Origin of the sequence: Streptomyces sp. NPDC002055, assembly GCF_040296705.1 — a bacterium.
In the GTDB taxonomy this organism is placed as follows: domain Bacteria; phylum Actinomycetota; class Actinomycetes; order Streptomycetales; family Streptomycetaceae; genus Streptomyces.
On the sequence record NZ_JBEOXS010000041.1, the window covers coordinates 13,945 to 37,530 of the forward strand.

Below are 23,586 nucleotides of genomic sequence, written 5' to 3' on the forward strand. Positions count from 1 at the left end.
CCGCGTTGAGTACCCTTGCCGATATGAGCACTCTTGAGCCCGAGCGCGGGGCAGGGACCGGCACCCTCGTGGAGCCGACGCCGCAGGTGTCGAGCGGCGACGGCGACCACGAGCGCTTCGCCCATTACGTCCAGAAGGAAAAGATCATGGCGAGCGCGCTGGAAGGCACGCCCGTCGTCGCACTCTGCGGCAAGGTCTGGGTCCCGGGGCGCGACCCCAAGAAGTACCCGGTCTGCCCGATGTGCAAGGAGATCTACGAGTCCATGGGCGCCGGTGGCGACAAGGACAAGGGCGGCAAGGGCGGCGACAAGAAGTAACGGCCGCCCGCCCGGCGGACGCCGGGACGCAACTGGGCTTCCACGGCCCCCGGGTACGCGCTGAGGCGCGCCCGGGGGCCGTTCCTGTTCCCGGTGCGGTCTCCCGTCGGTGCCGGGGTGCTGTCGTTCGTCGGTGTCGGGGTGTCGGGGTGCCGGGGTGCCGGGGTGCCGTCGCCCCGCGGTGCGCCGGCCGGTCCGGGGGTGGGGGCCGGCGGTGAACGGGGCCCGGAGGGGCGGGGGTTCCCGGCTCCGCCCTCGGCTTCTGTCCTGGGCCCTGCCTTCGGCTCCGCGCTCGTGTCTGCCTTCGCCTCTGTCTTCGGTCGCGGGGCCGCGCGGTGCCCTGCCGGTCCCGCCGGACGCCGCGCCGCGCCGCGGTGGGCCCCGCGCCGCGGTGGGCCCCGTGCAGCGGTGGGCCCCGTGCAGCGGTGGGCCCCGCGCCGTGGGCGACTTGGCGTCCCGGGCGCGGCGCATCCGTTCCCCCGGCCGCGCTCCCGCCGGGGTGGTCCCGCACCGCCGCGGCGGGGTGCTCGGACGCCCGATCGAGGGGGCGCCCCCGATCGTGTGAGCCGGAGCGGAAGGTGGTCGTCCGTGCGCCGGACCCCTGGGACCGTTGTCTGCGCCGCGGAGGAAGTCGTACAAGGTTCCCCGAAGATGGCAATGCGCACGCACGGGTGACAGGGGAAGAAAACGGACTATTGGTCAGGTCGGTACGGAACCGCCCTTCGCGGACCCTCGCGTCGGGGACCGGTGAACATGTGCCAGAGTTGCCACGTCCGGGCTGTGAGCACGTACCGTACGGCGAACAGGCGGGACACCGGGAAGGGGCAGCTGGGTTGACCACGCACGCACCGCATGCGGCGCAGACGGTGACGTTGCCGGTCTCGCTGGACGAGGCCGTCGCGGCGCTGTCCGCCATGCCCGCCGCCGTACCCGTCGCGGGCGGCACCGACCTGATGGCGGCCGTCAACTCCGGTCTGCTGCGCCCCGCGGCCCTGGTCGGCCTCGGCCGGATCAGCGAGATCCGCGGCTGGCAGTACCAGGACGGCCACGCCCTGCTCGGCGCCGGACTCACCCACGCCCGTATGGGCCGCCCGGACTTCGCGGCGCTGATCCCGGGACTGGCCGCGGCGGCCCGCGCCGCCGGTCCGCCGCAGATCCGCAACGCCGGGACCCTCGGCGGCAACATCGTCTCCGCCGCCCCGACCGGTGACGCCCTGCCCGTGCTCGCGGCCCTGGAGGCCACGCTGATCATCGCGGGGCCGGAGCGCGCACGGCGGGAGATCCCGGTCAGCCATCTGCTCGCCGGGATGGAGATGCTCGGCCCCGCCGAGCTCGTCGGCTTCGTCCGGGTGCCCCTGCTGCACGCCCCGCAGACCTTCCTCAAGGCGACCGGCCGCACCGGGCCGGGCCGGGCCACCGCCTCCGTCGCCGTCGTGCTGGACCCCGCCCGCCGCGGGGTGCGCTGCGCGGTGGGCGCCGTCGCCCCGATGCCGCTGCGCCCGCTGGAGGCCGAGCGCTGGGTCGCCGGACTCATCGACTGGGACGGCGACCGCGCGCTGGCGCCCGAGGCCTGCACGGCGTTCGGCGAGTACGTCGCCGCGGCCTGCATCCCCGACCCGCCACCGGCGGCGGACGGCTCGGACCCCCCGGCGCTGCCGCCGGGAGTGCTGCATCTGCGTCGTACGGTGGCGGCACTGGCCCGCCGAGCACTGGGGAGGGCGCTCGCATGAGTTCCGAGGAGCAGCGGCAGCCGGGGCAGCCGCACGACCCCGACCCGCAGCAGGGCTGGCAGCCGCTGCCGCAGGGCGAGTACGACATCGAGGCCACGGCGTTCGTGCAACTGCCGGAGGGCCTCCTCGACATGATCGACATGCCCCCGGGCACCGACCCGTTGGCGGCGCCCGGCCATGGCTACGTCCCCCCGCCGATAACGCCCGGGGCGGGCGGTGACTCCGGCGCGCCCGCGCACCCGGCGCCGCACGCCGACCCCGGCGCCGGGCAGTGGACGATGCCCTTCGGCGACGGCGCCGCACCGCACCAGCCGGCCCCGGAGACCCACTGGCCCGCGCCCGGCGAGCAGCGGCCCCCGCACGGCGCCCCGCACGACACCGGCTGGACCGGTCCGAACGCCGAGGGATCCGCGGGCCCGTGGACGGTCCCGCCGGCCGCCGACGACATCCCGGACGAGTCCGGCGAGTACCTGCTCCGGGAGTCCGGCGGCGCGGGCGGCACCGGCCAGTGGCACGTCCCCGGTGCCGCGAACGACACCCGGTGGGACGCGGAACGCGGTGACACCGCCCCCGCGCCGGACGCCCCGTGGCACTACGCACCCCAGGAGCAGCACGGGGCGCCGCACCCGGGCGCCGTTTCTCCCGGGCAGCACCCCGCTTCTCCCGGGCAGTACCCCGGGGTGCCGGACGGTGGCTCCGGGCACTGGAACACCGCCGGCCGGGACACCGGTCACTGGACCGTTCCCCGGGACGCGGACCCGGCGGTCCGGGACGCTGCGGGCACCTACCGTCCGGACGGCTCGGGCCCCTACCGTCCCGACGGCGCGCCCGCGGACGGCCCGGCCCCCGGGCCGGACGCGCCCGGCTCCCCGGGCGACGGCGGCCGTCCGTACGACGACCACGGCAGCGCCTACTGGGAGGCGCGCGGCACGGCCCCCGCGGGGCCCGGCACCGGCGCGCCGGCCGGTCCGAGGCCCCCGGAGCCCCGGGCGGGCGACGCCTGGCCGGCCGCCCCGCAGGTGGAACTGCCGGGCCAGCGCGACGGGTTCGGCGCCGATGCGCCCTCCGGCGGCTCGTACGGCAGCGGTCTGCCGGCCGGCGCCCCGTGGCCGGACGCCGACGGCGGCCACCGGTCCGCCCCGGGCCACCCGGAGCACGCCGACGCCGCTCCGCGGACCGACGCACCGGCTCCCGGGCAGGATCCGGCTCCCGGGCACGAGCCGACCGCCGGTCACGCCCCGACCGCCGGTCACGCCCCGGCCGCCGGTCACGCCCCGGAGCCCACGCACGCCCCGGACGCGGCCCACGCCCCGGGCACGCACGCCCCGGGCACGCACGTACCGGACGCCCACGCCCGGGACACCCACGCATCGGACACCCACGCACCGGACTCCGCCCACGATGTGGCGCCCGCCGCCGAACCGGCCGCACGGTCGACGGACACCGGGGCCGCCGCCGACACCGCCGGGTCGGGGGACCGCGATGCCGAGGGCGCCGCTCCGGGCCACGGATCCGCGAACCCGGCCGCCGGGCGCGCTCCGGCCGGTCCGGGCGACACCGTGCCCGACGGCACCCGGGTTCCCGGCGCCGCACCGGTCTCCGGCGACGCACATGAATCCGATGCCGCACCCGAATCCGATGCCGCTCCGGGCTCCGGCGCTGCGCCGGTCGACGCCGCGCCGGTTCCCGGTGGCGCACCGGCTGCCGGTGGTGACTCCGTGGCCGCCGCCGGCGGCCCGGCCGGAGCGGGCGAGTCGGGCGACCCGGACCACCCGGCCGGTCCGGACGCCGCCGGACCCGACGCGGCACCGCAGGACGAGCCCGCGGCGTACGACCCGCACAGCGAACACCCGCACGCCTCCTACCTGTTGACGGTCAACGGCACCGACCGGCCCGTCACCGAGGCCTGGATCGGCGAGTCGCTGCTCTACGTCCTGCGGGAGCGGCTCGGCCTCGCCGGGGCCAAGGACGGCTGCTCGCAGGGCGAGTGCGGGGCGTGCTCCGTGCAGGTGGACGGCCGGCTGGTCGCCTCCTGCCTGGTGCCCGCCGCGACCGCCGCGGGCTCCGAGATCCGCACCGTCGAGGGGCTGGCCACCGACGGCGCGGCCTCCGACGTACAGCGCGCGCTCGCCGCCAAGGGCGCCGTGCAGTGCGGCTTCTGCGTGCCCGGCCTGGCCATGACCGTGCACGACCTGCTCGAGGGCAACCACGCGCCGACCGAGCTGGAGACCCGGCAGGCGATCTGCGGCAACCTGTGCCGCTGCTCCGGCTACCGGGGCGTCCTGGACGCGGTCCGCGACGTCGTCGAGCACCGGATCGAGGCGGCGGAGGCGGCCGGCCCGGCCGACGAGGCCGCGGAGGGCACTCCGCCCGGCCCGCCGGCCGACACCGACACCACCCGGATCCCCCGCCAGACGGGCCCGTTCGGTGGGGCCGCCGGCCCCTCGACGGGAGGCACCGCGTGATCCCCCCGCGCGCCCGCCTGCGGAACCTCACTCTTGGGCTCACCCGGCCCGCGCACGCCGCGGCCGGTGACCCCATCGCTCCGCCCGGCACGGCGGCCCGCCCCCAGCAGACCTTCAGCGGCAGCGGAAAGGCAGCGTGATGACCGGTCCCGACGCGGCCACCGCGACACCGGCCGGCGGCACCCCGGTGCCCCCCGAACCCCCGGCGCACGGCATCGGAGCGTCCCTCCCGCCCGCCGACGCGCTCGCCAAGACCGCGGGCACCTTCCCGTACGCGGCCGACCTGTGGGCGGAGGGCCTGCTGTGGGCAGCCGTGCTCCGGTCCCCGCACCCGCACGCCCGCATCGTCGGCATCGACACCTCGGGCGCCGCGGAGATGCCCGGCGTGCACGCCGTCGTCACCCACGAGGACGTGCCCGGCGACGCCTGCCACGGCCGGAAGATCGCCGACCGGCCGGTCTTCGCCAAGGACCTGGTCCGGCACCACGGCGAGCCGATCGCCGCCGTCGCCGCCGACCACCCCGACACCGCGCGCCTCGCCGCCGCGGCCATCGCCGTCGAGTACGAGGTCCTGGAGCCGGTCACCGACCCGGAGCGGGCGTTCTCCGCCGAACCGCTGCACCCGGACGGCAATCTGGTCCGCCACATCCCGCTGCGCTACGGCGACCCGGACGTGAGCGGGGAGGTCGTCGTCGAGGGCCTCTACCGGATCGGTCGTCAGGACCCGGCGCCGATCGGTGCCGAGGCCGGGCTCGCGGTGCCGCGCCCGGACGGCGGCGTCGAGATCTACACCGCCTCCACCGACCCGCACACCGACCGCGACCTCGCCGCCGCCTGCTTCGGGCTCGACCGGGACCGGGTGAAGGTCGTCGTCACCGGTGTGCCGGGCGCGATGGGCGACCGCGAGGACCCGGGCATGCAACTGCCGCTGGGACTGCTCGCGCTGCGCACCGGCCGCCCGGTGAAGCTGGCCGCGACCCGCGAGGAGTCCTTCCTCGGCCACGCCCACCGGCACCCCACGCTGCTGCGCTACCGCCACCACGCCGACGCCGAGGGCCGGCTCGTCAAGGTGGAGGCCCAGATCCTGCTCGACGCGGGCGCCTACGCCGACGACTCCTCCGAATCGCTGGCCGCGGCGGTCGCCTTCGCCGCCGGCCCGTACGTGGTGCCGCACGCGTTCGTCGAGGGCTGGGCCGTGCGCACCAACAACCCGCCCTCCGGCCACGTCCGCGGCGAGGGCGCCCTGCAGGTGTGCGCCGCGTACGAGGGCCAGATGGACAAGCTCGCCACCAAGCTGGGCATGGACCCCGTCGAGCTGCGGCTCCGGAACGTCCTGGCCACCGGCGACCTGCTGCCCACCGGCCAGACCGTGACCTGCCCCGCCCCGGTGGCCGAACTCCTCGAAGCGGTACGGGACGCCGAGCTGCCCGCCCTGCCCAAGGACGCCCCCGAGGAGGACTGGCTGCTGCCGGGCGGCCCCGAGGGCGCGGGCGAGCCGGGCGCGGTGCGGCGCGGCGTCGGCTACGCCCTGGGCATGGTGCACATGCTGGGCGCGGAGGGGACCGACGAGGTCTCCACCGCGACGGTGAAGGTCAACGGCGGTGAGGCGACCGTGATCTGCGCGGCCGTCGAGACCGGCCAGGGTTTCACTACCCTCGCCCGGCAGATCGTCCAGGAGGTGCTGGGCATCGAGGAGGTGCACGTCGCCTCCGTCGACACCGACCAGCCGCCGGCCGGCCCGGCCTGCCACGGCCGGCACACCTGGGTGTCGGGCGGTGCGGTCGAGCGCGCGGCGAAGATGGTCCGCACCCAGCTGCTGCAGCCGCTGGCCCACAAGTTCGGCATGTCCACCGAGCTCCTGACCATCGCCGACGGCAAGATCACCTCCTACGACGGGGTGCTCAGCACCACGGTCGCGGAGACGCTGGACGGCAAGGAGCTGTGGGCCACCGCGCAGTGCCGCCCGCACCCGACCGAGCCGCTGGACGAGACGGGCCAGGGCGACGCGTTCGTCGGCATGGCCTTCGCCGCCATCCGGGCCGTGGTGGACGTGGACATCGAGCTGGGCTCGGTGCGCGTCGTGGAGATGGCCGTGGCCCAGGACGTCGGCCGGGTGCTCAACCCGCGCCAGCTGGCGGCCCGGATCGAGGCCGGCATCACCCAGGGCGTGGGCGCGGCGCTGACCGAGAACCTGCGCACCTCGCGCGGCGTCGTCCGCCACCCGGACCTCACCGGCTACGCCCTTCCGACCTCGCTGGACGCCCCGGAGATCCGGATCGTCGAACTGATCGAGGAGCGGGACGTGGTGGCGCCGTTCGGAGCGAAGGCGGCGAGCGCGGTACCGGTGGTCACGGCCCCGGCGGCGGTGGCGGCGGCGGTCCGCGCGGCCACCGGCCGCCCGGTGAACCGCCTCCCGATCCGCCCCCAGGCGGCGGTGGCGGCTGCGCCGCAGTAGTTGTGTGTCGTCAGGGGCGGCGTGCGGGCTGATTCACTGAGCCTCATGGGAAGTGGGGAGCGCAGTGTGCCGACAGTGATTCACCGGACTCCGACGGAGCTACGGGACCAGCGCGCGGCGCTCCTCGCCGAGGTGAACATGGACTACGAGGAGCTTCGGGAGCGCGCGGAGGCCTACAGCGTGAGCATGGCCGAGCTGGACGTTTGGCACACCGTTGAGGGCATCGACTACCTTCTGGCCGGTGACTGCTGAAGGGGCCTTCGCCCTCGATGACTTGGATACAGAGTTCGCCGACAAGCTCACCGCGTTGACCCGGGGAGCCCTGGTGTCCGTGGTGGACTGCAGGCGTGCTGTGACGCCCAGGAAAGCTGGGAGAAGCTCCTGACGGGCGGGAAGCCGCCCAGGGATGAGGTGCTGCCCATGGTGACGCAGGTGACGCCGTATTGGGCAGGGCGCATCGCGGAGGCGGAGCTCGGTGAGGCGCTTCCTCGGCGGTGGGCGCACAGTCAGGGAGTCGCCGCCCGGGCGGAGGAGATCGGGCGCCTCTTGCACAAGGATGCCAACCTGCTGACCGCGGCTGCGACCCTGCATGACGTGGGTTACGCGCCACGCTTGGCGATCACCGGGTTTCATCCGCTCGACGGAGCGCGCTTCCTCAGGGACGAGCACCGTGCCGATGCGCGGCTGACCCGGCTGGTCGCGAACCACTCGTTCGCGCTGCTGGAGGCGGAAGAACGCGGGCTGCGGGAGGAGCTGGCAACGGAGTTCCCGTTGTTGGACGATCCGCTGCTGGTGGACGCCCTCGTGTACTGCGACATGACCACGACGCCCGACGGCGGCCGGACCACCGCACGGGAGCGGGTCGCAGAGATCGTCGGCCGCTACGGCCCGGACGGTGTGGTCGGGCGGTTCATCCAGCGGGCGGCGCCGGAGATTTTCTCCTCGGTCGAGAAGGTTGAAGCCGCGCTGGTGGCTCAGCCGAGGTAGGGGTAGGTGCCGGCGAGGTAGTCGCCGATCTGCCGGCGCATGCTCGGGTGGATGTCGTAGTGGTCCAGGTCGGCCGGTTGGACGAAGCGGACTCCGTCTGCCTCGTCGTTGATCGTGGGCGCTCCGCCGACGGGGCGGCCGATGTAGGTGTTCTCGTACTGCTGGCGGATCTCGCCATCGGTGTAGGCGACGATGTGCTTCGGGTTGGTGTAGACGCCGAGGAAGCCGGTGATCTCCGCGATGATGCCGGTCTCCTCCAGGCACTCGCGTACGGCGCACTCGGCCGCGGTCTCGCCGATGTCCTGGGCTCCGCCGGGGAGTGCCCACTGTGCCGTGTCGCGGCGGCGCTGGAGGAGGATGGCGTCGGTCTCGTCGACGACGAGGAGGTTGCTGGCCGGGATGAGGGTGTTCGCCTTCGGGGCGGTCGGGTCGTTGTAGTACTCAGTCCTGCCCATGATCGGCGGTCCTCTCCTGGTCGGGTGCCCACGGCCGCGCGGCGGCCCAGATGGCGTCGAAGCTCTGAGCGTAGTTGTCGAACCACCCCGTGCCGTCTGCCCTCTTGAGGTGGAGGAGGGGGTTGGCGCTGGCCGGTTGTCCCCAGATGTGGGGGTTGACGAGCAGGTTGTCGTCGTAGCGGAACATGGACGTGTAGAGCGTGGTGTCGTGTAGCCGTACCGTGCACCCGGCCTCGCCCAGCAGGGGCCGGTAGTACGTCAGCGAGGCGCGAATCTTGGCGGCGAGGGTGTCGCCGATTCCCTCCTCGCGACCTCGGACGGCGACTGCCTGCCCGTCCGGGTCTCCGAAGCACAGGCGCACCCGTACTCCCTCGGCGGCGCGTTCACAGAGCATCTTGGCCACGTGGGGGTTGGACTGGGCGAAGAAGGTGCCGGAGAAGACGAGGACGCTGATCTCGTGCCGGGCCTCTCGCAGCAGGGCGAGCCAGACCTCCCGGGGCACGCTGGCCCGGTTCTGGTAGGTGCCGACCAGCTCGGTGCCTAACCCGTCCCGCGGTCGGCCGGGGCGCTTGGACGACTCGGGCCAGAGGAAGGTCTCTTCCACACGCAGGTGTCGCGCGACGCGGAAGCGGTGCCGGGAATGGGGAATCCGTCCGCCCAGCCACCGGCTGACCGTCTTGGGGTCCACCTCGCATATCTCGGCGAGAGACTCGGGTGAGACGCCACGTTGGTCGAGCACAGTGCGCAGTCGGTCGTTCACAGCAGCCATCGAAGCGGTGCGGGGCATGGTCACGCAAGGACGTTTGGGGTGTTGTCGTTGAAGCGCAGTCCTGCTGACTGCCTACTCTGGCGCCATGGAGCTCATCGTCCTGTGGGACATCGACCACACCCTCATCGAGAACGCGGGGGTGAGCAAGGAGATCTACGCGGCTGCCTTCGCGACCCTCTCAGGACGCGAGCCTACGGAGCCGGCGCGTACCGAGGGGCGTACGGATCGGCTGATCATGCACGACATGTTCGTCCGCGACGAACTGCCCGTACCTGACTGGCACCACATCGAGACCGCGCTCGCCCAGGCGGGAGAAGGGCGGCTGGACGATCTGCGCAGGCGCGGGACTGCCCTGCCTGGCGTCCACGAGGCGCTGACGGCAGCCTCCGCCCGTAGCGGCTGGGTTTCCTCCGTCCTGACCGGCAACATCGCCGCCAACGCCCGTGTGAAGCTGGCTGCGTTCGGCCTCGACTCGCTGCTGGATCTTCCGGTGGGCGGCTACGGAGCGGACGCCGAGCTCCGTCCCCAGCTGGTCGCTGTCGCCCGCGAGCGCGCGCAGCGGCTGCGCAGCGTTCCGGCTGCCATCCCCACCGTCCTGGTGGGGGACACCCCTCGTGACGTGGAAGCGGCTCTGACCACGGGCTCCGGGATCGTCGCCGTCGCCTCCGGCATCCACGGGCCGGAGGAACTGACTGCCGCCGGCGCTGCTGAAGTCCTGCCCGACCTGGCGGACACGAAGCGCGTCCTCGGCGTTCTGGAGTCCTTCGCAGGTCACTGAAAACGTCCCAGGACGTCCTCGGACCGTCCCTGAACGCGGTGACGAGGTCCCCGGACAGAAAGCCAATATCAGGCTCCCAACAGGCAGTCAGCCGAAGGAGCCGATGTGATCGGGGAAGTCACCGGGATCAAGAAGATCCGGATGCTGTATCTGCAGCTGCTCTACCGCTGCAACTTCACGTGCCTGCACTGCTTCCACGGCAAGCGGCTTCAGTACGCCGACGCCTTCACCGCCGAGGAAGCCATCGACCTCCTGTCCCTGATGCGGGACGAGTACGGCACGGAGGCCGTGACCCTGCTCGGCGGAGAGCCGTTCGTCCACCGGGACCTTGCGCGGGTCGTCCGCCATGCCAAGGAGGAGCTGGGACAGCGAGTCGAGATCTGCACCAACGGGTACCGGATCGAACGTCGACTGACCGAGATCGCTCCGCATCTGGACCTGCTCAGGGTCTCGCTGGAGGGCGTCGGATCGACCAACGACAGCATCCGCAGGCAGGGCAGTTACCACAGCGCCCTGAACGCGATCGGTCTGGCGCGGGACCTCGGCGTTCGGACGGGAGCGACCATGACCGTCACCTCGCGGAACATCGACGAGGTCCTTCCCCTCGCCAGCGTCCTGGCGCAGTACGGGGTCCGGCAGCTCAAGCTCCACCACCTGCGGGCGGTCGGCAACGCCGCCGACCACCCCGAGCTGGTGGTCACCGCCCCCTCCGCGTACGGCCGACTCCGGGAAGAGCTCGCGTCGGCTGATCTGCCCTTGGAGGTGATCGTCGACGAGGACCTCTCCGAGCACGGTGCCCCGCAGGTGTGCGCGCCGTCCGGCGGTCCTCGCGAGATCGACCGCATCGAGGCCGACCCGCGCGGTGCGCTGACCATGTCCTGTAAGGCCGTGGGCAAGGACTCGCACGCCTTCTGGTACGAGAAGGCGGCCGGACGTATCGTCCACAGGCCTTCGGAAGCCGACGAGCTCACACTCGCGGTGCCGGACGTGGTGTACGCCCGTGCCTGATCACCCGCGCTTCGAGAGCCTGGAGGGATTACGCGGCACCGGTAAGTCCACCCTGGCGCCGATGCTCGCCGCCGCCCGACAAGCCGTCCTCGTCGCCACCGTCCCGTCCCTCTACCAGCCGCTCAGACACGTGGTGGACGAGCGGACGAACGTCGAGGCGCGGATGTGCCTCTACCTCTCCGCCCTGTTCGTCGCGGCCGAGGAGATCCAGCACCACCTTGACGCCGGTGTCTCCGTCACTGTCGAGAGCTACTTCGCCCGGTGCCTCGCCAACCACCGGGCCCTGGGTGCCCGGCTCGGTGTCACTCTGCCGCGCCGACTGCCGACACCCGTCACCTACTACCTCGTCTGCGACAACGACGAACGACAGCGGCGCCTCGCCGGTCGGGACAAACCGGCATCACGGTGGGACGCACTGATCGAGACCGCCACGGACCGGGTGACGGATGCCTACGCCTCGTTCCCGATCCATCGCGTCGACACCACGGGGCGCAGCCCCGAAGAGGTCCTCCGCGTGATCACGGAAACCGATACGCAAGGAGCACACTTCCGTGCAGACACAGAGCCTGTGGGAGCACACCCTCACCTTCTTCCCCCAGTTTCTCGCCGGGCTGCGGGAACGCGCTGCCCCTGACGCTACCGTCGCGGTCATCGGTGCGAGCGACGGCAAGTTCGTCCTGCCTCTCGCCGCCGCCGGGTACCACGTTGTCGCCATCGAGCGCGACGCGGTCGCCCTCCACGGAGGTGCCGTCCACCTACCGGGTGACAGCCAGGCACACGCGCTGGGGCTGATCGATCGGCTGAAGCTCGAAGAACTCCGCGACCGCGTACAGGTCGTTGAGGACGACTTCCTCGGCGGCGCGCCCCTGAGCCTGCAGTGCGAGGCGGTCTGGACGAGCTGCTCGTGGCACTACAGCCAACCACCACCGCCCGCTCGCCGAGTTCGTCGACCGCATGCAACGACTGGTCCGCCCGGGCGGTGTGTTCGGCGCGGAGTTCATGATGCCCGTCGAGAGACGCCACCACATGATCGAGCACTACACCTCCCCCGAGCGCCTACGCCGTCACTTCCTCGGCGACTGGGAGGTCCTGCTCACCCTGCGTACGAACGAGTTCACCGAGCGCCCCCACGTCGGCCGGCCGCACGACCACACCCACCGCATGGGCCTGCTCATGGCAGCCCGGACGTCCACCCTCACCGGCCACTTCTGAGAGAAGGACCCATGAAGCACGAGTACGAGGCGAAGTTCCTGGCAGTCGACGTCGTCGGCCTTCAGGCCAAGCTGACGGCCCTCGGAGCTGTCCAGGCGTTTCCCCGCACGCTCCTCACCCGCAAGATCTTCGAGAAGGACTCCCTCGACGACGGGGCCTGGATCCGCCTTCGGGATGAGGGCACCCGTTCGACGCTTACGCTCAAGCAGGTCACCGACGCCACGACGATTGACGGCACCAAGGAGATCGAGACCGAGGTCGCCGACCTGCACGCGATGGCCGACATCCTCCGTCGAGTCGGCCTCACCGAGGTCCGCTACCAGGAGAACTACCGCGAGGAGTGGCGCTTGGGCGACGTCGCCTTCGACTTCGACACCTGGCCCGATCTGCCCACCTTCCTGGAGATCGAAGGGCCCGACGAGGCATCGGTTCGGCAGGCCGCCGCGCTGCTGGACCTCGACTACTCCGAGGCCCGGTTCGGCAGCGTCGACGAGATCTACAAGAGCGAGGCAGGCCGCGACATCCTCGCCGAACCCACGCTCCTGTTCTCCGACGCCGAGAAGCAGGAGGCGCCCCCGGCGGCCCAGGGGCGCTGATCACGGAGGTGGGCGAGTGGATGCGGCGGCATCCCGTATGGGGTGCCGCCCTTTCCTCTTGCCTGGTCAGGCAGTAGAGGCCGTGGCGGGAATGAACCCGCGTAACTCGCTTTGCAGGCGAGTCCCTGAACCACTCGGGCACACGGCCGTGCCGGGCTGGTGAAGACGACGGTACGGCGCGGGAGTGGGCCGCTCAATGGGTCGGCGCGCGGTGCCATACGACTGCCATACGCCGTTCACAGTCGGTCCGGCAAGGGGCGTCCGACACCCCGGTCCCGCCCGGTCCGGCCCCTGTCCGGCGCCCCTCTGCGGCCTCCCCGGCGCCCCCGCCCCGGCCTCACGCCCCGGGCGTCGTGAGGAAGTCCTCCACCAGCGGGCACAGCGTTTCCGGTTCGTCCACCCAGGGGTAGTGGCCCACGCCGGGGAGGGTGTGCAGGGTGGCGTTCCGGAAGGAGTTCGCGACCAGTTCGCCCGCGCGCAGGCCGGTCACGGCGTCCAGGGCGCCCGTCACCACCAGGACCGGGCAGTCCGGTTCGGACAGGCGGGCGAGGAGGGCGCGGCGGGCGGACTCGTCGACGCCCTGCCAGAAGCCGGCCCGGGGGACCGGGTTCAGCTGCCCGGCCTCCGCGTGGGCGTGCGACTGCTGGGCCTCGTCCCAGCGCGCGTACGCCATGGGCGCGACCCGCAGCAGCAGCTCGCGCACCTCGTCGAGATCGGAGACCTCGGCGAGCTGCCGCAGCGCGGCGGCGGCATCCGGCCACCAGGGTTCGTCCCGCCGGGACTCGAAGATCTCCCGGGCGTCGTCGGGGAGTTCGCCCTGCAGCCGGGCGCCGGGGTTGAGCAGGACCAGGTGGCTGAGGCGCTCCCCGTGGGCGGCGGCGTACGCCTGGGCCACCGCCGTGCCCGCGTCGTGGGCGAGCAGGGCGAACCGTTCCAGCCCGAGGTGTTCGCGCAGGGCCTCCACATCCTCGGCCAGCCGCGGGAAGGCGTAGTCGGAGGCGTCGGACGCGGTGGGGGAGTCGCCGGTGCCGCGGGCGTCGGGCAGCACGAGCGGTCGGTGGCCGTCGAGTCCGCCGAGGCTCCCGAGGTAGGCGGCGTCCCTGGCCGGCCCGCCGGCCAGGCAGACCAGCGGGGGCGCGGCGGTGCCGTCGCGGGCGTCGAGCACCCGGTAGGAGAGTTCGGTGTCGTCGTACGAGCGGAAGTGCGGCATACGCATCAGGGTGCCCGATCTGCGACGACGTACGTCCGGATGCGGGGGCGCCGCGGTGTGGTGTCGCCGGTCCCTGTCCCTGTCCCTGGTCCCTGCCCCTGGTCCCTGCCCCTCGGCCCCGATCGGTGGGGCGGCTGAAAAGCGGTGGACGCGGATTCTTCTGCGATCCCAACATCCGCTTATGATTTGAGCGTGTTCGAATCGCGGCACATCAAGACGTTTCACGAAGTGGTCAGGACGGGGTCGTACTCCGCGGCGGCTCGTTCTCTCGGCTACACCCAGCCCGCCATCACCCAGCAGATGAAGGCGCTGGAGCGATCGGTGGGCACTCCGCTGTTCACCCGCGCGGGCCGGGGCGTGCGGCTGACCGAAGCCGGAGAGGCGATGGCCCGGCACTCCGGCGTCATCCTGGACAGCATCTCCGCAGCTCAGGAGCAGATGAACGCCATCACCCGGCTGCGCTCGGGGCGGGTGCGGGTCTGTGCGTTCCCCAGCGCCAGCGCCACCCTCATACCGGAGGCCATGGCGCGGCTCTCCGCGGAGCATCCCGGGGTGCGGGTGGAGCTGCTGGAGGGGGAGCCGCCGGATTCGCTGCGGCAGCTGGTGCGCGGCGAGTGCGACATCACGCTGGCGTTCAGCTACCCCGGCCTGCACGACGACGTGCCGGAGGACCTGGTCGAAATCCCGCTGATGGAGGACCTGCTGACGGTCCTGCTGCCCGCCGGTCATCCGCTGGCCCGCCGCAGGTCGGTGCATCTGGCGGACCTGCGGGACGAGCGGTGGATCGCGGGCTGCCTCCGCTGCCGGGCCAACTTCCTGCACGCGTGCGCGGAGGAGGGGTTCGCCCCGGACATCGCGTTCACCACCGACGACAACCTCGTGGTGCAGAGCCTGGTCGCGGCCGGGGTGGGCGTCGCGATGATGCCGGCGCTGGTGCTGTCGTTCCTCTGCCACACCAAGGTGACGGGGCGCGCGGTGGAGCCGCACACCCGCCGGCAGGTGTCGGCGTACGTGCTCCGCGAGCATCTGCGGATTCCGGCCACCGCCCTGGTCCTCGACCAGCTGAAGGCGGTGGCACAGGCGCGCGTCGGGTGCTGAGCCCGGTATAAGCAGACGTTGGGGTCAGGCCTATAAGTCGTCGTTGGACGTGATGGGTCAGGCGGCCCGACGCTGCGTGTATGACCCCTGCGACCGCTGCCCGCACCGCCACCGACCGGACGACCACCGACCGGACGACCACCGACCGGACGACCACCGGCCGGACCGCCTCCACGGTCCGGACACCGGCCACCGAACGGCCCGCCGCCGTCCCCGTCCGCGGCACGGCGCGGCTGCGCCGACTCGTGGAGGACGTGCGGGAGGCCGTCGGGCGCGGCCTGCCCCCCGAGTTGACGGCCCATCTCGTCTCCGAGGCGCTGCGGCCGCACATGGGGGCGCCCGACCTGCTCACCGAGGACCAGCGGCAGAGCGACCCCGAGACCTACCGTTCGCATCTGCTGCACGCCGAGCCGGACGGCAGCTTCTCGGTCGTCGGGCTCGTCTGGCTGCCCGGGCAGGGCACCTGTATCCACGACCACGTGGCCTGGTGTGTCGCCGGCGTGCACGAGGGCGAGGAGTGCGAGCGCCGCTACCGGCTGGTGCCCGAGGGCGCGTCGGCGCGACTCGTCCCCATCCAGGACGTGGTGAACCCGCAGGGCGAGGTGTGCGGCTTCGCGCCGCCCGGCGACATCCACCGGGTGTGGAACGGCGGTACGGACGCGGCGATCTCGATCCACGTCTACGGCGCGGACATCAGCCGGCTGGGCTCCAGCGTCCGCCGGGTCTACGACCTCCCGGAGGACGACCAGTAGTGGCACTCCTGAGGGAACGCCCCACTGCCGGTCCGGGTCCGGCTCCCGTCGCGACCGTCGTCGCGCACCCCAAGGCCACCGGGCTGGCGGTCGCCTGTCTCGGCACGGCGGCGGCCTGGGCCGTTCACCGGCTGGTGCCCGCCGTACCGCTGCTGACCGCGGCGATCGTGCTGGGCATCGCCGCCGCCCATCTGCCCGGCCTGCGCGGGCTGGTGCGCGGCGTGGCCAAGCCGGGGCTGTCGCTGGCGGGGAAGCGTCTGATGCGGCTCGGCATCGTGCTGCTGGGGCTCAAGCTGAGCCTGAACGACGTGCTCGGGCTGGGCTGGGCGACCGTGGCGATGGTCCTCGCCGTGGTGGCCGCCACCTTCTTCGGCACCCTGTGGCTGGGCCGCCGGATGGGCCTGCGGGGCGATCAGCCCCTGCTGGTGGCCACCGGCTACTCGATCTGCGGCGCGTCGGCCATCGGCGCGGTGAGCGAGGTGTCCGACAGCGACAAGGAGGACGTCGCGACCTCGGTGGCCCTGGTGACGCTCTGCGGCACCCTCGCCATCGCCGTGCTGCCGCTGCTCCAGTACCCGCTCGGGCTGAGCGATCCGCAGTTCGGCCGCTGGGTCGGTGCGGGGGTGCACGACGTCGGGCAGGTCGTGGCGACCGCACAGGCCGCCGGCCCCGGGGCGCTGGGGGAGGCGGTCCTGGTCAAGCTGATGCGGGTGGCCATGCTCGCGCCGCTCGTCGCCGGCGTGGCCGTGCACATCCGGCGGCGCGGCAAGGCGGCGGCCGGCCGCACGGAGGGGCGCCGTCCGGCGCTGGTGCCGCTGTTCGTGCTGGGCTTCCTGGCGATGGTGGCAGTGCGCAGCACCGGGGGCGTGCCGGTCTCCGTGCTCGACGCGGCGCAGATCGCCCAGGAACTCCTGCTGGCCACTGCGCTGTTCGCGCTGGGCAGCGCGGTCCACCTGCCCACGCTGGCCCGGACCGGAGGACGGGTCGCCGCGCTGGGCCTGTGCTCCTGGGTGGTGGTGGCGGGGGTGTCGTACGCGGGGGTGCTGCTCACCACCTGAGGGGCGGGCGGAACCGCCCGACGACCACCCCAGGGGCCGGTGCGTGCGGGCGGACGGCGCGCCGACGGCCACGGCCGCGGCCCGGAACGGAGGGACGGGCCGCGGCCGGAGGGGGCTTCCGCGGACTCGGCACGAGCCGCGGCCTCCCCCCTCGGCCACTGCGACCTACACCCGTGGCCACCGAGACCTCTCCCTCGGCCGCGACTCCTTCCGTTGCCTAGCCGCGACTCCTTCCGTGGCCTAGGTCCGAAGTCCGACCCGATCACCGTCGCGCGGCAGGTGCCGGACCGTCAGGGCGCTCCTACGCTGGCGCAATGACCGCATTCGACCAGGGGAACGACACAGTGGCCGATACCGCCGGTGCCGCCGAGGGCGCCGGCGTTCCCGGTTCCGGAGCGGCGGACGGAAGCCCTGTCCCGGAGGGAAGTGCCGCCCGGGACCTCGGCCCCGCTGCGGACCTCGGCCCCGCCTCGGACCGCAGTCCCGCCCCGGACGAGACCGTCCTCGGGAGGCGCTTCCGGGCGCTCACCCTGGGCATCATTTCCGTGGTCTCGCTGATCGCCTTCGAGGCGAGCGCGCTCAACACGGCCCTGCCCGTCGCCGCCCAGAACCTGGACGGCATCGCCCTCTACGCGTACGCCTTCTCCGCCTACTCCACCGCCAGCCTCTTCACCATGGTCCTCTCCGGTGAGTGGTGCGACCGCCGGGGACCGCTCGTCCCGCTGTTCACCGGGATCGCGGCCTTCGGCACCGGGCTGGTGCTCGCCGGTGCGGCGCAGACCATGTGGATCCTGGTCGCGGGCCGGTGCGTCCAGGGGGCCGGGGGCGGGCTGGTGATCGTCTCCCTGTACGTGGTGGTGGGCCGGGCCTACCCGGAGCGGCTGCGTCCGGCCGTGCTGGCCTCGTTCAGCGCCGCCTGGGTGCTGCCCGTGATCGTCGGCCCCCTCGTCGCCGGTACGGTCACCGAACAGTTCGGCTGGCGCTGGGTGTTCCTCGCCATTCCGGCGCTGATCCTGCTGCCGCTCGCCGTGATGCTGCCCGCCCTGCGCAAGCTTCCCGCCGGGGAGCGCACCCCGGCCGTGGACCGCCGCCGGATCCTCTTCGCCCTCGCCGTAGCGGCGGGCGCCGGTCTGCTGCAGTACGCGGCGCAGGCCGTGCCGTCCGACGGCGTGGGCCCGGTCGCGGTGGCCGCCGCGGTCGCCGGGCTGCTGCTGGTCGTCCCGGGCATCCGCCGGCTGCTGCCGCGCGGTACGTTCCGGGCGGCCCGCGGGCTGCCCGCGGTGATCCTGCTGCGCGGGGTGGCGGCCGGGTCCTTCCTCGGTGCGGAAACGTTCGTTCCGCTGATGCTCGTCACCCAGCGCGGACTGACGCCCACCCAGGCCGGGCTCTCCCTCACCGGCGGCGGGCTGACCTGGGCGCTCGGCTCGTACGTCCAGTCCAGGAGCCGGATGGAGCCCCACCGGGAGCGGCTCATGACGCTGGGCACGGCGCTGATGGCCCTCTCCATCGCCGGTTGCGCGTTCGCCCTCGACGCATCGGTGCCGGCCTGGACGGTGGCGGTCTGCTGGGTGGTCGGCGGCTTCGGTATGGGCCTGCTGATCTCCAGCGCGAGCGTGCTGCTGCTGGAACTGTCCCGCCCGGAGGAGGCGGGCAGCAACTCCGCCTCCCTCCAGGTCTCCGACGCGCTGGGGTCGATCACCCTGGTCGGGCTCAGCGGTGTGGTCTTCGTCGGGCTCGGCGGGGGTTCGCTCGCCGCGGGGGCGCATGCGGTGTCCGGGGCGGCCGGTGCCGGTACGGGCCGCCCCGCGGCGTTCGCCGCGGTGTATCTGGCGATGGCGGCGGTGGCCCTCGTCGCCGTGTACATCACCACCCGGCTGCGGCCCGCGCCCGAACGGGCGGGCTGAGCGGTGCCGGTGGCCGGTGCCGGTGGCCCGTGGGCGGGGAGCGCTGGGCCCGGTCCGGGGCGTTCAACGGGCGGATTCGGAACGTTCCGCGACGGTTTCCGGCAGCTTCCCGCAGCTTCCGGAGGCTTTTCGGGACGAGACCGGAGGCTTTCGGGACGCGATCCGGCCGGGACCGACGGGCGCGGATGTGAGGTGGATCCCACCCCGGGTCAGCCGTGGGGCGCACCCGCGGTGCGCGCCCCCGGCACCGGTAGGCTGACGCGGTTCCCGATCGCCGAGCCAGCCCGACGGAGACCGTGACTACCACCACTGCCAACCACCATCTCTCGCCCGCCTTCCCCGGCCGCGCCCCCTGGGGTACGGCCAACAAGCTGCGTGCCTGGCAGCAGGGCGCGATGGACCAGTACATCGAGAAGCAGCCGCGGGACTTCCTCGCGGTGGCGACACCCGGCGCGGGCAAGACCACGTTCGCGCTGACCCTCGCCTCCTGGCTGCTGCACCACCACGTCGTGCAGCAGGTGACCGTGGTCGCGCCGACCGAGCATCTGAAGAAGCAGTGGGCGGAGGCGGCGGCCCGGATAGGCATCAAGCTCGACCCGGAGTACAGCGCGGGGCCGCTGGGTCGCGAGTACCACGGCGTCGCGGTGACCTACGCGGGCGTCGGCGTGCGGCCCATGCTGCACCGCAACCGCTGCGAACAGCGCAAGACGCTGGTCATCCTCGACGAGATCCACCACGCCGGTGACTCCAAGTCCTGGGGCGAGGCGTGCCTCGAGGCGTTCGACCCGGCGACCCGGCGGCTGGCGCTCACCGGCACACCGTTCCGGTCCGACACCAACCCGATCCCGTTCGTGCAGTACGAGGAGGGCAACGACGGCATCCGCCGCTCCTCCGCCGACTACACCTACGGCTACGGCAACGCGCTCGGCGACGGCGTCGTCCGCCCGGTCATCTTCCTCTCCTACAGCGGCAACATGCGCTGGCGGACGAAGGCGGGCGACGAGGTCGCGGCCCGGCTCGGCGAGCCGATGACCAAGGACGCGGTGTCCCAGGCGTGGCGCACCGCCCTGGACCCGCGCGGCGACTGGATGCCGAATGTGCTGAAGGCCGCGGACCAGCGGCTCGGCGAGGTCCGCAAGGCGATCCCGGACGCGGGCGGGCTGGTCATCGCCTCCGACCAGGACTCCGCGCGCGCCTACGCGAAGCTGATCCGCGAGATCACCGGCAAGGGGCCGACCGTCGTCCTCTCCGACGACACCGGCGCCTCGCAGCGCATCGACGACTTCAGCGCGTCCGACGACCGGTGGATGGTCGCGGTCCGGATGGTGTCGGAGGGGGTGGACGTGCCGCGGCTGGCGGTCGGCGTCTACGCCACGACCATCTCCACACCGCTCTTCTTCGCCCAGGCGGTGGGCCGTTTCGTGCGGTCCCGGCGGCGCGGTGAGACGGCGTCCGTCTTCCTGCCCACCATCCCGATGCTGCTCGGCTTCGCCAACGAGATGGAGGTCGAGCGCGACCACGTCCTGGACAAGCCGAAGAAGGAAGGCGAGGAGGACCCGTACGCGGAGTCCGAGAAGGAACTCGCCGAGGCCGAGAAGCAGCAGGACGAGGACACCGGCGAGCAGGACGCGCTGCCCTTCGAGGCGCTGGAGTCGGACGCGGTCTTCGACCGGGTGCTCTACGACGGCGCCGAGTTCGGGATGCAGGCCCACCCGGGCAGCGAGGAGGAACAGGACTACCTGGGCATTCCGGGCCTCCTCGAGCCGGATCAGGTGCAGATGCTGCTGCAGAAGCGGCAGGCCCGGCAGATCCAGCACAGCCGGAAGAAGCCCGACGAGGAAGCCGATCTGCTGGAGCTCCCGGCGGAGCGGCGGCCGATCGTCAGCCACAAGGAGATGCTGGAGCTCCGTAAGCAGCTGAACAACCTGGTCGGCGCCTATGTGCACCAGAGCGGCAAGCCGCACGGGGTGATCCACACCGAGCTGCGCCGGGTGTGCGGCGGGCCGCCGAGCGCGGAGGCGACGGCGGGGCAGATCCGGGAGCGGATCAAGAAGGTCCAGGAGTGGGCCACGCGGATGCGGTGAGGTGCGGCTGATGGCTGATGGCTGATGGCTGCTGGCTCTGATGGCTGCTGGTCGGCGGTCGAGGGTGGCGACGAGGGCGGTCGTTGGTCGCCAGTCGTCGGGCGTTGGTCTCCGGGTGTCGGTCGTCCGCCGCTCGGGAGATGAGGGCCGGTGGCCGCCGCCCGGTCGGTCGTGAATCGGGGGCGGCCGGGGCGGCAGTCGTCGGCCGGCCGGTGTCCAGAGGTTGTGACGGTGACCGAATCCGCGGGGCGGGGGAGCCCCGGACGCTTCCGGAGCTGGGGCCGCCGGGGGTGCGGAAGCAGCTGCTCCGAGCGGTCGTCACCAGGCGCTCAGCGGTCGCTCTCGGGCCCGATTCCCTGTCCGAAGCGGTCCGCAATGCGCGTAAACCGACCGTGATATGCCCGGATTCTGGACGGACTCTTCCGCTCAGCGGGACCGCTCGCTAGCGTTCCGGTCTACCCCACACGCCCCGTGGCAACGCCGCCGCGGAGCGCAGCCGGTGCCATGCGACCGGCGGCCTCTCCGTGCGCTGCCGCTGGGACCGGCAGGGCCACCCACCGCGGGAGAGCGCCGCCCGTCACTCAGACGAGGAGGGGGCGTCGTGACCGCGGAGACGTCTCAAACGCTCGACCGGGGACTGCGGGTCCTCAAACTGCTGGCCGATACCGACCACGGGCTGACCGTGACCGAGCTGTCCAACAAGCTCGGGGTCAACCGGACCGTCGTCTACCGACTGCTCGCCACCCTCGAGCAGCACGCCCTCGTCCGCCGGGACCTCGGTGGGCGCGCCCGGGTCGGGCTGGGGGTGCTGCGGCTGGGGCGCCAGGTGCATCCCCTGGTGCGGGAGGCCGCGCTGCCCGCGCTGCGCTCGCTCGCGGAGGACATCGGCGCCACCGCCCACCTCACCCTCGTCGACGGCACCGAGGCCCTGGCCGTCGCGGTCGTCGAGCCGACCTGGACCGACTACCACGTGGCCTACCGGGCCGGATTCCGGCACGCGCTGGACCGCGGCGCCGCGGGCCGCGCGATCCTCGCCGCCCGGCGGAACCCGGGCACCGACCCCGGCTTCGAGCTCACCCACGGTGAGCTGGAGGCGGGCGCGAGCGGAGCCGCCGCCCCCCTGCTGGGGGTGACGGGGGTGGAGGGCAGCGTGGGCGTGGTCATGCTCGCCGACTCCGTACCGGAACGGGTCGGCCCGCGGGTGATGGAGGCGGCCCGGGAGGTGTCGGAAGCGCTGCGCTGACCGGGGGCGGCCCAGGCCCAGGCCCGGGCTGCGGCCCAGACCCAGACCCAGACCCAGGCCCAGACCCAGGCCCAGGCCCAGGCCCGGGCTGCGGCCCCGGACGCCGGCTCGCGGCGGTCCGTCCACCCAAGCCGGTCGGCCGCCCTGCCGTCACCGGGCCTGGAGCCGCCCTGCCGTCGCCGGGCCTGGAGCCGCCCTGCCGTCGCCGGGCCTGGAGCCGCCCTGCCGTCGCCGGGCCTGGAGCCGCCCTGCCGTCGCCGGGCCCGGAGCCGCCCCCTGCGACGTCCGCGCCTCCGGTGAACTAGATTCGTTCCCATGCCAGCCGTCTCCCCCCGCTCCCGGCTCCTCGCTGTCTGCGCCCTGCCCGTGACCGCGCTGTTCGCCGTGGCCGCGTTCGCCCCGCTGCCCTTCTCGATCGCGCAGCCGGGCATGACCGCGGATGTGCTCGGCAGCAACAAGGGCAAGCCGGTGATCACCGTTTCGGGTGCCGAGACCCGGAAGACGACGGGGCAGCTGCGGATGACGACGATCGCCGCGACCGGCCCGGACGCGCAGGTCGGCCTGGGGGACGTGGTCGACGGCTGGTTCGACACGGACCGCGAGGTACTGCCGCGCGAAGCCGTCTACCCGGTCGGCGAGAGCACCCGGCAGATCGAGAAGCACAACGTGCAGGAGATGCGGAAGTCCCAGGGCTCCGCCACCGACGCCGCGCTGCGCCGGCTCCACCGCTCGCCCGACGACGTCAAGGTCACCCTGCGGCTCGCGGACGTCGGCGGGCCCAGCGCGGGGCTGCTGTTCTCCCTCGGCATCATCGACAAGCTGGACGGCGACGGCCGGGGCGGCGACCTCACCGGCGGCCGTACGATCGCGGGGACCGGCACCATCGCCGAGGACGGCACGGTGGGCGCGGTCGGCGGCGTACCGCTGAAGACCCAGGCGGCCCGGCGGGACGGCGCGACCGTCTTCCTGGTCCCGAAGGCGGAGTGCTCGGACGCGAAGTCCGGCCTGCCGAAGGGGCTCCGCCTGATCCCCGTCACCACGCTCGACGGCGCGGTCGACGCGCTCAACGCCCTGAACACCGGCGGCCGGGTCCCGAGCTGCTGACCCACGCGGCGCAGGGCGGCGGGGGCCGGGCTAGCGGACGGGGCAGCTCTGAGGAACTCCGGCCCCGCCCGATCCCGCCCCGCCCTGACCCCGCCGCGTGCGCGTCGTGCCGCGGCTCAGGCCGCCCGAGGCGTCACCCGCCGCGGGGGCTGCACCAGCCCCGGTGACTGCACCAGCCGCAGCCCCACTTCGACGAGCGTCCAGCCGACGCGGTGGCGCACGGCGCCTGGCCGGCGGGCGACGGTGCCGCGGGTGGTGCACTCCCGCGCCAGCCGGTCGGCGCTCGCCGACGCCCGGAGCTCCGTGGCCCGGAATCGGTCGAGGTAGAGATGGGTGTCGGCATGCATGGCGGCCTCCGGAA

General features: G+C 73.3%; 24 protein-coding genes and 1 tRNA gene. 19 read left to right on the plus strand and 6 right to left on the minus strand.

Annotated features, from left to right (window positions below):
- The first annotated feature begins 23 nt into the window (after positions 1-23).
- From ABT112_RS23765 to ABT112_RS23795, 7 genes are all read left to right on the plus strand, one after another.
- Positions 24-317, plus strand: a complete 294-nt coding sequence (locus ABT112_RS23765) for a DUF3039 domain-containing protein (RefSeq protein ID WP_351512686.1) — start codon at positions 24-26, stop codon at positions 315-317.
- An 833-nt stretch (positions 318-1,150) separates the two neighbouring features.
- The gene (locus tag ABT112_RS23770; protein ID WP_351512687.1) at positions 1,151-2,047 is read left to right on the plus strand and encodes an FAD binding domain-containing protein; all 897 of its coding nucleotides are present in this window, start codon (positions 1,151-1,153) and stop codon (positions 2,045-2,047) included.
- Positions 2,044-4,512, plus strand: coding sequence for a 2Fe-2S iron-sulfur cluster-binding protein (locus tag ABT112_RS23775; RefSeq protein ID WP_351512689.1), 2,469 nt, complete (start codon positions 2,044-2,046; stop codon positions 4,510-4,512). Before ABT112_RS23770 ends, ABT112_RS23775 begins: the two co-directional genes overlap by 4 nt.
- A complete protein-coding gene (locus ABT112_RS23780) occupies positions 4,509-4,652 on the plus strand; it encodes a hypothetical protein (protein WP_351512691.1) in 144 nt (47 codons plus the stop codon). The genes ABT112_RS23775 and ABT112_RS23780 overlap by 4 nt, the downstream gene beginning before the upstream one ends.
- On the plus strand, positions 4,652-6,967 hold the full coding sequence (locus ABT112_RS23785; RefSeq protein ID WP_351512693.1) for a xanthine dehydrogenase family protein molybdopterin-binding subunit: 2,316 nt from the start codon (positions 4,652-4,654) through the stop codon (positions 6,965-6,967). Before ABT112_RS23780 ends, ABT112_RS23785 begins: the two co-directional genes overlap by 1 nt.
- A gap of 66 nt (positions 6,968-7,033) precedes the next feature.
- Positions 7,034-7,219 carry a hypothetical protein gene (locus ABT112_RS23790; RefSeq protein WP_351512695.1) on the plus strand — a complete coding sequence of 62 codons (186 nt, stop codon included), beginning with the start codon at positions 7,034-7,036 and terminating at the stop codon, positions 7,217-7,219.
- Positions 7,220-7,387: 168 nt separating this feature from the next.
- A complete protein-coding gene (locus ABT112_RS23795; protein WP_351512697.1) occupies positions 7,388-7,954 on the plus strand; it encodes an HD domain-containing protein in 567 nt (188 codons plus the stop codon).
- Here ABT112_RS23795 and ABT112_RS23800 read toward each other — a convergent pair.
- Positions 7,942-8,409 (minus strand): NUDIX hydrolase, encoded by a 468-nt coding sequence (locus ABT112_RS23800; RefSeq protein WP_351512699.1) that lies wholly within the window; start codon positions 8,407-8,409, stop codon positions 7,942-7,944. The genes ABT112_RS23795 and ABT112_RS23800 overlap by 13 nt on opposite strands.
- On the minus strand, positions 8,396-9,169 hold the full coding sequence (locus ABT112_RS23805) for a helix-turn-helix domain-containing protein (RefSeq protein WP_351512772.1): 774 nt from the start codon (positions 9,167-9,169) through the stop codon (positions 8,396-8,398). Before ABT112_RS23805 ends, ABT112_RS23800 begins: the two co-directional genes overlap by 14 nt.
- Before the next feature lie 94 nt (positions 9,170-9,263).
- On the opposite strand from ABT112_RS23805, the gene ABT112_RS23810 reads away from it, so the two are divergent.
- From ABT112_RS23810 to ABT112_RS23820, 3 genes are all read left to right on the plus strand, one after another.
- The gene (locus ABT112_RS23810) at positions 9,264-9,956 is read left to right on the plus strand and encodes an HAD family hydrolase (protein WP_351512700.1); all 693 of its coding nucleotides are present in this window, start codon (positions 9,264-9,266) and stop codon (positions 9,954-9,956) included.
- 105 nt (positions 9,957-10,061) lie between these two features.
- Positions 10,062-10,964, plus strand: a complete 903-nt coding sequence (locus ABT112_RS23815) for a radical SAM protein (protein WP_351512702.1) — start codon at positions 10,062-10,064, stop codon at positions 10,962-10,964.
- Positions 10,957-11,598, plus strand: a complete 642-nt coding sequence (locus tag ABT112_RS23820; RefSeq protein WP_351512704.1) for a P-loop nucleotide/nucleoside kinase family protein — start codon at positions 10,957-10,959, stop codon at positions 11,596-11,598. The genes ABT112_RS23815 and ABT112_RS23820 overlap by 8 nt, the downstream gene beginning before the upstream one ends.
- A 121-nt stretch (positions 11,599-11,719) precedes the next feature.
- Here ABT112_RS23820 and ABT112_RS23825 read toward each other — a convergent pair whose 3' ends face one another.
- A complete protein-coding gene (locus ABT112_RS23825; RefSeq protein ID WP_351512706.1) occupies positions 11,720-11,875 on the minus strand; it encodes a hypothetical protein in 156 nt (51 codons plus the stop codon).
- A 43-nt stretch (positions 11,876-11,918) separates the two neighbouring features.
- On the opposite strand from ABT112_RS23825, the gene ABT112_RS23830 reads away from it, so the two are divergent.
- Positions 11,919-12,176, plus strand: a complete 258-nt coding sequence (locus tag ABT112_RS23830) for a hypothetical protein (RefSeq protein ID WP_351512708.1) — start codon at positions 11,919-11,921, stop codon at positions 12,174-12,176.
- Between the two features lie 11 nt (positions 12,177-12,187).
- A complete protein-coding gene (locus ABT112_RS23835) occupies positions 12,188-12,772 on the plus strand; it encodes a class IV adenylate cyclase (RefSeq protein WP_351512710.1) in 585 nt (194 codons plus the stop codon).
- Positions 12,773-12,849: 77 nt separating this feature from the next.
- On the opposite strand, the gene ABT112_RS23840 is transcribed toward ABT112_RS23835, so the two are convergent.
- Together ABT112_RS23840 and ABT112_RS23845 are read right to left on the minus strand one after the other, a co-directional pair.
- A tRNA-Cys gene (locus ABT112_RS23840) sits at positions 12,850-12,920 on the minus strand.
- A gap of 189 nt (positions 12,921-13,109) precedes the next feature.
- Positions 13,110-13,982 (minus strand): alpha/beta fold hydrolase, encoded by an 873-nt coding sequence (locus ABT112_RS23845; protein WP_351512712.1) that lies wholly within the window; start codon positions 13,980-13,982, stop codon positions 13,110-13,112.
- Positions 13,983-14,174: 192 nt separating this feature from the next.
- On the opposite strand from ABT112_RS23845, the gene ABT112_RS23850 reads away from it, so the two are divergent.
- The 7 genes from ABT112_RS23850 (at position 14,175) to ABT112_RS23880 (ending at position 23,225) form a co-directional block, all read left to right on the plus strand.
- Positions 14,175-15,080, plus strand: a complete 906-nt coding sequence (locus ABT112_RS23850; RefSeq protein WP_351512714.1) for a LysR family transcriptional regulator — start codon at positions 14,175-14,177, stop codon at positions 15,078-15,080.
- Positions 15,081-15,160: 80 nt separating this feature from the next.
- Positions 15,161-15,832 carry a cysteine dioxygenase family protein gene (locus ABT112_RS23855; protein ID WP_351512716.1) on the plus strand — a complete coding sequence of 224 codons (672 nt, stop codon included), beginning with the start codon at positions 15,161-15,163 and terminating at the stop codon, positions 15,830-15,832.
- Entirely contained in the window at positions 15,832-16,890 is a 1,059-nt protein-coding gene (locus ABT112_RS23860) for a YeiH family protein (protein ID WP_502975426.1), read from the plus strand. The genes ABT112_RS23855 and ABT112_RS23860 overlap by 1 nt, the downstream gene beginning before the upstream one ends.
- A 314-nt stretch (positions 16,891-17,204) precedes the next feature.
- The gene (locus ABT112_RS23865) at positions 17,205-18,794 is read left to right on the plus strand and encodes an MFS transporter (protein ID WP_351512718.1); all 1,590 of its coding nucleotides are present in this window, start codon (positions 17,205-17,207) and stop codon (positions 18,792-18,794) included.
- A gap of 296 nt (positions 18,795-19,090) precedes the next feature.
- On the plus strand, positions 19,091-20,878 hold the full coding sequence (locus ABT112_RS23870) for a DEAD/DEAH box helicase (protein WP_351512720.1): 1,788 nt from the start codon (positions 19,091-19,093) through the stop codon (positions 20,876-20,878).
- Positions 20,879-21,479: 601 nt separating this feature from the next.
- Positions 21,480-22,121 (plus strand): IclR family transcriptional regulator, encoded by a 642-nt coding sequence (locus ABT112_RS23875; RefSeq protein ID WP_351512722.1) that lies wholly within the window; start codon positions 21,480-21,482, stop codon positions 22,119-22,121.
- A gap of 315 nt (positions 22,122-22,436) precedes the next feature.
- Entirely contained in the window at positions 22,437-23,225 is a 789-nt protein-coding gene (locus ABT112_RS23880; protein ID WP_351512724.1) for a YlbL family protein, read from the plus strand.
- A gap of 116 nt (positions 23,226-23,341) precedes the next feature.
- On the opposite strand, the gene ABT112_RS23885 is transcribed toward ABT112_RS23880, so the two are convergent.
- Positions 23,342-23,572 (minus strand): hypothetical protein, encoded by a 231-nt coding sequence (locus tag ABT112_RS23885; protein ID WP_351512726.1) that lies wholly within the window; start codon positions 23,570-23,572, stop codon positions 23,342-23,344.
- Positions 23,573-23,586 lie beyond the last annotated feature (14 nt).

What these genes read in the sequence shown, in the direction of transcription:
- ABT112_RS23865 (WP_351512718.1), top strand. Translation starts at nt 17,205, where the DNA reads ATGACCGCATTCGACCAGGGGAACGACACAGTGGCCGATACCGCCGGT.
- ABT112_RS23800 (WP_351512699.1), bottom strand. Translation starts at nt 8,409, where the DNA reads ATGGGCAGGACTGAGTACTACAACGACCCGACCGCCCCGAAGGCGAAC.
- ABT112_RS23810 (WP_351512700.1), top strand. Translation starts at nt 9,264, where the DNA reads ATGGAGCTCATCGTCCTGTGGGACATCGACCACACCCTCATCGAGAAC.
- ABT112_RS23765 (WP_351512686.1), top strand. Translation starts at nt 24, where the DNA reads ATGAGCACTCTTGAGCCCGAGCGCGGGGCAGGGACCGGCACCCTCGTG.
- ABT112_RS23830 (WP_351512708.1), top strand. Translation starts at nt 11,919, where the DNA reads ATGCAACGACTGGTCCGCCCGGGCGGTGTGTTCGGCGCGGAGTTCATG.
- ABT112_RS23885 (WP_351512726.1), bottom strand. Translation starts at nt 23,572, where the DNA reads ATGCATGCCGACACCCATCTCTACCTCGACCGATTCCGGGCCACGGAG.
- ABT112_RS23880 (WP_351512724.1), top strand. Translation starts at nt 22,437, where the DNA reads ATGCCAGCCGTCTCCCCCCGCTCCCGGCTCCTCGCTGTCTGCGCCCTG.
- ABT112_RS23855 (WP_351512716.1), top strand. Translation starts at nt 15,161, where the DNA reads ATGACCCCTGCGACCGCTGCCCGCACCGCCACCGACCGGACGACCACC.
- ABT112_RS23785 (WP_351512693.1), top strand. Translation starts at nt 4,652, where the DNA reads ATGACCGGTCCCGACGCGGCCACCGCGACACCGGCCGGCGGCACCCCG.
- ABT112_RS23795 (WP_351512697.1), top strand. Translation starts at nt 7,388, where the DNA reads ATGGTGACGCAGGTGACGCCGTATTGGGCAGGGCGCATCGCGGAGGCG.
- ABT112_RS23835 (WP_351512710.1), top strand. Translation starts at nt 12,188, where the DNA reads ATGAAGCACGAGTACGAGGCGAAGTTCCTGGCAGTCGACGTCGTCGGC.
- ABT112_RS23775 (WP_351512689.1), top strand. Translation starts at nt 2,044, where the DNA reads ATGAGTTCCGAGGAGCAGCGGCAGCCGGGGCAGCCGCACGACCCCGAC.
- ABT112_RS23845 (WP_351512712.1), bottom strand. Translation starts at nt 13,982, where the DNA reads ATGCCGCACTTCCGCTCGTACGACGACACCGAACTCTCCTACCGGGTG.